A 7,965-nucleotide genomic window follows, 5' to 3' on the forward strand; every position below is an offset into this window, starting at 1 on the left:
GCGCCGGCCTCCGCGCCGGCCTCCGCGCCGGCCTCCGCGCCGGCCTCCGCGCCGGCCTCCGCGCCGGCCTCCGCAACGGACGGGGAGCCGGGCGGCTCCCGGACGGAGGAATGACCGAGGTCGTCGTCGCCGGGGCTGGGTTGGCCGGCCTGACCTGCTCGCCGCCCAGGGACGGCCCGTCCGGGTGACCGGATGGCAACCGGATGCCCGTGAGCGGGCGCCGGATACCGGCGGTGCGCGTCCGCGCTGGCTGGTGCTCAACGAGCTGACCGTTGCCGTGCTCCGGGACGTCTGGGACGGCGGCGCCGGCCTGTTCGAGGACGCCTGGCCGATTCGGCACCGGCACGTCCGGTGGGGCGGGTCGGCCACGACGCGGCGGCTGGAGCAGCCCAGCCTGGCGGTCGACGGCAGCGTGCTGGTGGGCGCACGGCTCGCCGAGGCGCACCCGGACCTGGTCCGGTTCACCCCGGATGGCCTCGCGTCGCCGCCTGCCGTGTGGCTGGTCACCGCCGCTGCGCCTCCACCGGGCCGACCGGCCCGACCCGTCGAGCTCGGACGCCGAAACATGATCAGCGCCGAGGTGCGGCTCGCGCCGGCCGAGCCCACCGCCACGAGCCGGCTGGTGGCCGCCGGGTCGGCATGGGTCTTCCTGGCGCCGATCGGCGAGCGGCAGGCGTTGGTGCAGGCGATGGTCCCCGGGCCCGTCGCCCGTCCCGTGCCGCTGCTTCATCGGCTTCTCGCCGAGACGGCGCTGCCCGAGACCGTCGTGGTCGTGCCCGCGGCGCCCCGGTTCCTGCAACCGCCCTGCGGGCCGGGGTGGTTCGCGGTGGGAGGCACCGCCGCCCGGTTCGACCCGCTCAGCGGCTCGGGGATCGCGCACGCCGTCCGCACGGCGATCCTCGCCGCGGCGGCGATTGAGGCCATTGACCGGGGTGCCGACGAGCGGGACGTCCGCGCGCACGTCACGGCCCGGGTCCTAACCGCCTTCTTCGAGCACGTCCGCACCTGTCTGGGCCTCTACACCTCCGCCCTGGACACCTCGGATCCGGACACCTCCGCCCTGGCCGCAACGGCCTGGCGGGACGAGATCGCACGATGGCGGGTGCCCTGCGCCGGTTCGGCGCGGCCCCACCGCCCTCCTTCGGCTTCACCCTGGTGGACCGCCACCTCGTCGCTCATCCCCGTTGACGGCTCCACCGAGGTGGCGTGGCGCACCGCCGGACGGACATGCGCGACGCCGGGCGGGGCGCGCGGCACGTGCGGGTGGGCCTACGGGCGATGCGCACGGGCTTGCGGCCCGATGCCTATGAGCCGCGATAACAGGATGAACCGCTGCCTGTCTGGACTGGTACGGCAGTAGCACCATCGGCGCCTACCTCCCCGTTCGTGCTGGTCCGTGCCCGTACGGCACGCGCCCGGGCCGCCGGTTGCGGCTCCGCGTGCCCCTCGGCCGCCGGGCCGCATGACCTGGTGAGGCCATCGTCGCGTCCGCCCTATCTGGAGCATCCATGAAACGCCCACGTCCTCGATTCCATCCCGCCGTCCGCGTCGCGGCCGTCGCGGCCGCCGCCATGCTCGGCGCCTGCGCGTCCGATCCGGCACCCGCCGGCTCCACCAGCGCGAACGGGGCGGGCGGAACACCGCACCGGGGCGGCACGCTCACCTTCGCGGTGGCCACCGAGGGCGACTGCCTCGACCCGCACGTCAGCCCGGCCGACGTCACCGCTGTCATCCAGCGGGGTGTGTTCGACTCGCTCGTGGCGCAGCAGCCGGGCGGCGGGGTCGGCCCGTGGCTGGCCACGTCGTGGACGGTCTCCGCCGACGCGAAGACGTTCACCTTCAAGCTCAAGGACGGCGTGACGTTCCACGACGGCACACCGTTCGACGCGGCGGCGGTGAAGGCGAACTTCGACCACATCGCGGCGAAGTCAACGAAGTCGCAGTACGCGGTGGCGCTGCTCGGCCCCTACGTCGGTACCGAGGTCGTCGACCCGCGCACGGCCAAGGTCACCTTCTCCAAGCCGTACGCGGCATTCCTCGCCGCGGCCGCCACGGCCTACCTCGGCATCGAGTCGCCGAAGAAGATCGCCGAAGCGCCGGACACCCTCTGCTCGGGCGGGCCGAACTCGGTGGGTACCGGGCCGTTTCGCTTCACCCGCTATGTGAAGGGATCGGTCGCCGAGTTTACCCGCAATGACGGCTACACCTCGGCCCCCGGCGGCGCGAAGCACACCGGCGCCGCCTACCTCGACAAGCTGGCCATCCGCTTCCTGCCCGAGGACGCGACGAGGGTGAGCGCGCTGCGCAGTGGGGAGATCGACGCCGCCGACGGCGTGCCGGCGCAGAACGTCGCCGCGCTCGAGGGCGATAACTCCCTGCGGCTGCTCAAGGTGATTCCGCAGAACGCCAACTACTCGATCTACTTCAACACCAGGCGTGCGCCGTTCTCCGACGAGCGGGTCCGCAAGGCCGTCCAGCGCGCCGTCGACGTCGACACGATCGTGAAGACGGTCTACGCTGGCCAGTACGCCCGCGCGTGGAGCACCCTGACGCCAAAGAACATCGCCTACGATTCCAGCCTCGAGAAGGCCTTCCCCCATGACGTCGCCGCGGCGAACAAGCTGCTCGACGAGGCCGGCTACACTGGCCGCGACGCCGACGGTTACCGCACGAAGAACGGCGCGCGTCTCGTCCTCGACTGGCCCTACGTCGGCGCCTTCAACCGCGAGCAGCGCGACATCGTCAGCCAGGCGGTACAGGCCGACCTGAAGAAGGTCGGCATCGCCACCAAGCTCTACTCGATGGACTCGGGCGCCTACACCACCCAGCGCAACGCCGGCGGCTACGACCTGATCGCCTACAGCTGGGGCAAGTCCGACCCCGACCTGCTCCGTACGCTGTTCGCCTCGAATCTGACGTTCACCCAGGGCGGGGCGAACAGTTCCGGGATCGCGGTGCCGGAGGTCGACGAATGGCTCGCGACCAGCGCCGGCACGACGGATCTCGCCGCCCGCAAGAAGGCCTATGGGCAGGTGCAGAAATATGTGATCGACCACGCGTACACCCTGCCGGTCTACGTGTTCACCCGGACTGTCGGCACGGCGTCGAAGGTCCACGACATCACCTTCGACGCGGACACCTTCCCGCTGTTCTACGACAGCTGGGTGGGCTGATCTAGTGCGGGCTGTGGCGAGGTTCCTGCTGCGCCGGCTGGTCGTGGGCGCCGGGGTCCTGTGGGGCGCGGCGACGTTGGCCTTCGTGACGCTGCACGTCGTACCGGGTGATCCCGTCGACACTTTGATCGGGCCGACGTTCGGGATCTCGCCGCAGCTTCGGGAGCAGATCAACGAGACGTACGGGTTCCAGTCGCCGCTCGTCGTCCAGTACGGCACCTGGCTGCGCCGCCTGGTGACCGGCCATCTCGGCACCTCCTACCAGCTGCAGCGGCCGGTCGTGGAGGTGTTGTCCGGTCAGGTGTGGCCGACGGTGCAGCTGGCGCTCACGGCGTCCGCGCTCGCCGCGCTGCTGGCGATCGGGCTCGCGGTGTCGACCGCCGGCCGGGGCGGCACCACCCACCGGCTCGGCCGGATGCTGGCGACCAGCGCCGAGCTGCTCGTCGTGTCGAGCCCGACGTTCTGGATCGGCATCCTGCTCATCACCCTCTTCTCTGCGCACCTCGGCTGGTTTCCCAGTGCCGGCGCCACTGGCCCGTCCGGACTGGTCCTCCCGGCGTCCGCGCTGGCCCTGCCGATCGCCGGGGTCCTCGCCCAGGTGCTGCGGGAGGGACTTGACGTCGCACTGGAGGCTCCGTTCGTCGTCTCGGTCCGCGCCCGCGGCATCGGCGCGGTGGGCGTGCTGACCCGCCACGCCCTGCGCCATGCCGCGCTCCCGCTCGTCACCCTGCTCGGCTGGGCAGTGGGCAGCCTGCTCGGCGGCGCAGTCGTCACCGAGGCGGTGTTCGCCCGGCCGGGGATCGGTCGGGTGACCCTCGCGGCGATCTCGGCCAAGGACATCCCGGTGGTCACCGCGGTGGTGCTGCTGTCCGCGGCGGTCTTCGTCGTCGTGAACAGCGTGGTCGACCTGCTCTACCTGCTCATTGACCCGCGACTGCGCGACGACGGATCCGGTGCCGGGAGGGCCACGGCGGTTGATCTGGCGGTGTCCCGGTGACCGCGGTCGGGGAGGCCCGCCCCGGGACCGAGTAGCCCGCCGCCGGTGCCCTGGCCCGCACCGGCGGTGGCCGGCCGCGTCCCGGTTTGATCGCGGCCGGCCTGCTGATCGTCCTGCTTCTTGTCGCGACCGCCTGGCCGGGGCTGCTCAGCCGTCATCCCGCGGACGGGGCGAACCTCGGCGAGGCGCTGCGCGGACCGAGCTGGGCACACTGGTTCGGCACCGACCAGCTGGGCCGGGACGTCTTCGCGCGGGTGGTCACCGGCGCCCGGCATTCGCTACTGCTCGGTGCCGGAGCGACCGCGCTCGGCGCGGGGATCGGGGCGACGGTCGGCCTCGCGGCGGCCCTCGGCGGCCGGTTCGCGGACGGGCTGCTCATGCGGCTCGTGGACCTGCTGCTCGCCTTCCCCGAGCTGCTGCTCGCGCTGCTGGTCATCGCCATCGTCGGTCCAGGCTCGGTGAACGCGGCGGTGGCCATCGGCATCGCGGCGGTCCCCAGCTACGCGCGGGTTGTGCGGTCGCGTGCTCTCGTCGTCCGCCATGCCGGGTTTGTCGACGCCGGGGTGGCGCTCGGCCTGCCCCGACCGGTGATCGTGCTGCGCCACATCGTGCCGAACACGCTAGGACCGCTGCTCGTGCTGGCCACCGTCGGCATCGGGACGGCGATCATCTCCGGTTCGGCGCTGAGTTTCCTGGGCCTCGGTACGAAGCCGCCGGCCCCCGAGTGGGGGGCGATGTTCGCCGACGGCCGAGGCGTCATCGACACCGCCTGGTGGGTCGTGGTGTTCCCCGGGGCGGCGATCGCCGCCACTGTCGTCGCCGTGACCGTGCTCGGCCGCCATGCCCGCCTGCGGGTGGAGGGACGGACTCCGTGAACGACCAGCCGCAGGTCTCACCGCCGGCACCGCCGAACTCGGCACCGCCGAACCCGGCACCGCTGGGGTCGGCGCCCCCTGGTTCGACACCTCCGAGCGCGCGGGGGGCGAAGGAGCCGTCCGCGACCCTGCTGACCGTCGACGGGCTGCGGGTCTCCTTCGGCCGGGGCGGTCGGGCCGTCGAGGTGGTGCGGGGAATCTCCTTCGATGTCGGTGTGGGGGAGTGTGTGGCCCTCGTGGGCGAGTCCGGATCGGGTAAGAGCGTGACCGCCCGCGCCCTCGTCGGACTCGCCGGAGCGGACGCGACGGTCCAGGCCCGGCGGCTGCGCCTGGGCGGGACCGACCTCATCGGGCTGCGGGACCGGGAATGGCGCGCCCTGCGTGGCCGCCGGATCGGCCTGGTGCTCCAGGACGCCCTCGGTTCCCTCGATCCGCTGCGGCGGGTCGAGTAGGAGGTCGACGAGGCGCTGCGGGCACAGGGCCCAGTCGCGCGGGCCGAACGTGGCCCCCGGATCGTGACGCTGCTGGCGCGGGCCGGTATTCCTGATCCACAGGTCCGTGCCCGGCAGTACCCGCACCAGCTCTCCGGCGGGTTGCGCCAGCGGGTGCTGATCGCCGCGGCGCTGGCCGGCACTCCGGACCTGCTCATCGCCGACGAGCCGACCACCGCTCTCGACGTCTCGGTCCAGGCCCGGATCCTCGATCTGCTTGCCGGTCTGCGCGAGAGCGGGATGGGACTGCTGCTCATCAGCCATGACCTGGCAGTCGTCGCCCGGCTCGCCGATCGGGTCGCCGTGCTGCGCGACGGAGTGATCCTGGAGAGTGGCCCGACCGAGCGGGTGCTGGGCGATCCCACGCACGCCTATACCCGCGAGCTGCTTGCCGCCGTGCCCTCCGCGCGGACCAGGGGCAGCCGGCTGGCCGGACCCGTCGACGAAGCCGGGATCGCGGCGGCCGGGCTCGCGTCTGCCGGGCTCGACGCGGGCGGCTCGACCGGCGCCGAGATCCTTCTGCGGGCGACGGGACTGCGCAAGGCGTTCCGGACGGCGGACGGAGAGCGACGCGAGGTGGTCCGGGACGTCTCCTTCGCGCTGCGCCGCGGGGAGACCCTCGGGCTCGTCGGCGAGTCCGGTTCGGGGAAGACGACGCTCGCCCGGATCATGCTGGGTCTGACCGAACCCGACGCGGGTGAGGTGCTGCTCGGCGGCGTTCCTTGGGTCGGCCCGTCGGGTCCTGGGGGCGGCTGGGGCAGCTGGGGCAGCTGGGTGCCGGAGTGTGACCGCCGACCACGCCGCCGGCAGATCCAGGCGATCTTCCAGGACCCGCTGGGGTCCTTCGACCCACGACTGACGGTGGGCCGGATCCTGACGTAGGCGCTGCGGGTGGGTGGGGTCGCGCGAACCGAGCGCCGCGACGCCGCCGTCCGACGGCTGGAACAGGTGGGGCTCTCCGCGCGGGAACTACGGCGCAGACCGGTCGAGCTGTCCGGCGGGCAGCGGCAGCGGGTGGCCATCGCCCGGGCGCTGTCCGTGGAACCGCAGGTGCTGATCTGCGACGAACCGGTGTCCGCGCTCGACGTGTCCATCCAGGCCCAGGTCCTGGACCTGCTCGTCGACCTGCGCCGGACCCACCGCCTGGCCATGGTCTTCGTCTCTCACGACCTCGGCGTCGTGCAGCACCTCAGCGACCGGGTCCTGGTGATGTACGACGGGCGGGTCGTCGAGTTCGGGGACGTGGAGACGGTCTTCACCGCCCCCCGGCACCCCTACACCGTACGGCTGCTCGCCGCGGTGCCCCGGCTCCCCGGACCGCCTACCCCCCCAGCGGCTACCGGGCCGTCTCCGCAGGCCGGGACGCCCCTGGCCGACAGCGCCACAGCCGTACCGGCATCTGGGTGATGTGCCCGTCGGTGTCGAGGCGGTGCTGCGCGACCTCCCCGATCGCCCGAAAGTAGTCCTCCTGACGGTCCGCACCGACGAGCCGGCTGTAGTAGGTGCCAAAGGTCGCCGCGTGGAACCGCTGGTACTCCTCGCCGTTCGCGGCCCGCACGACCGCCGGGCGTTCGTCGACGCCGTCGATGTCGAAGTACGCGTCGAGCAGGGTCGCAGTGTCGTCCACGGACAGGGTGCGTACGGCGATCGGAATGATCCCGGCCGCCGCCAGCAGCCTGGGTACGTCCTCGGCCGCATGGCCCAGCCGGACCAGGGCCTGCCGGGCGAGGTCGTCGCTGCCACCGAACCCGTACTCGTCGTGCTCGGGATGGTGGGTGGTGAGCAGGAAGGCGCCGCCGGGCCGCAGTCGCGTGGAGATCCACCGCACCAGCTGCTCCTCGTCGGGGTGGATCCAGTGCAGGACCGAGGTGAGGGTGACCAGGTCGAACGCCGTGGGACCCGCATCGTCGGCCAGTTGCGGGGGCCGGCGTAGATCGGCCTGGACGAAGCGGAACCGTACCCGGGTCGCGTAGGGGGCGAGCTTGCGTCGAGCCTCGGCAAGCCGGGACTCCTCACGATCCAGGCCCAGGGCGTCGACGGCGTCGGGCAGGCGGTCGAGCGCCGCGGCGAGCAGGGAACCGATGCCGCAGCCGAGATCGGCGACGGACCGGGCGGTCGGATCGGCGAACCCGAGCACCCAGTCGGTGTCCTGAGCCTGCCGAAGCCGGCTGGCGTCGTCGTACCCGCCGAGTCGGGCCGCCTGTGCCGTGACGGTCTGCGTCATCTGTTTCTCCCCAGCCGAGGTATGCCAACCGATCCGACGTACTGACGGTCCGCCATCGTGCATCACGGGCTCGTGCCAAGTGCCGAGTTCCGTGCCCTGCGTTTTGAAATTAGGCATCGTGTTCGTATGGGGTCAAGATAGCTTTCTGCGTCCATAGTCGACATCCTGTTAGGATTTGCATTGAAATAACTTGATTATTCTATGT

Annotated in this window: 6 protein-coding genes and 1 pseudogene; 6 read left to right on the plus strand and 1 reads right to left on the minus strand. The window is 72.2% G+C overall.

The features are described from left to right. From AC08OT_RS17150 to AC08OT_RS17175, 6 genes and pseudogenes are all read left to right on the plus strand, one after another. On the plus strand, nt 1–188 hold a 188-nt coding region (locus AC08OT_RS17150; protein ID WP_476603035.1), incomplete at its 5' end, for a hypothetical protein. Then, entirely contained in the window at nt 185–1,360 is a 1,176-nt protein-coding gene (locus tag AC08OT_RS17155) for a hypothetical protein (RefSeq protein ID WP_476592561.1), read from the plus strand. The genes AC08OT_RS17150 and AC08OT_RS17155, both read left to right, overlap by 4 nt. 148 nt (nt 1,361–1,508) lie before the next feature. Next, nucleotides 1,509–3,173, plus strand: coding sequence for an ABC transporter substrate-binding protein (locus tag AC08OT_RS17160; RefSeq protein WP_476592560.1), 1,665 nt, complete (start codon nt 1,509–1,511; stop codon nt 3,171–3,173). 4 nt (nt 3,174–3,177) lie between these two features. Continuing rightward, nucleotides 3,178–4,170 (plus strand): ABC transporter permease, encoded by a 993-nt coding sequence (locus AC08OT_RS17165; protein ID WP_476592559.1) that lies wholly within the window; start codon nt 3,178–3,180, stop codon nt 4,168–4,170. An 86-nt stretch (nt 4,171–4,256) separates the two neighbouring features. Further along, complete coding sequence (locus AC08OT_RS17170; protein ID WP_476592558.1) at nt 4,257–5,045, plus strand: ABC transporter permease; 789 nt, start codon at nt 4,257–4,259, stop codon at nt 5,043–5,045. After that, a pseudogene (locus tag AC08OT_RS17175) lies at nt 5,042–6,943 on the plus strand (dipeptide ABC transporter ATP-binding protein). Before AC08OT_RS17170 ends, AC08OT_RS17175 begins: the two are co-directional and overlap by 4 nt. Here AC08OT_RS17175 and AC08OT_RS17180 read toward each other — a convergent pair. Further along, nucleotides 6,873–7,760 (minus strand): class I SAM-dependent methyltransferase, encoded by an 888-nt coding sequence (locus AC08OT_RS17180; RefSeq protein WP_476592557.1) that lies wholly within the window; start codon nt 7,758–7,760, stop codon nt 6,873–6,875. The pseudogene AC08OT_RS17175 and the gene AC08OT_RS17180 sit on opposite strands and share 71 nt — an antisense overlap. Nucleotides 7,761–7,965 lie beyond the last annotated feature (205 nt).

Source organism: Frankia sp. CgJB1 (genome assembly GCF_977947065.1).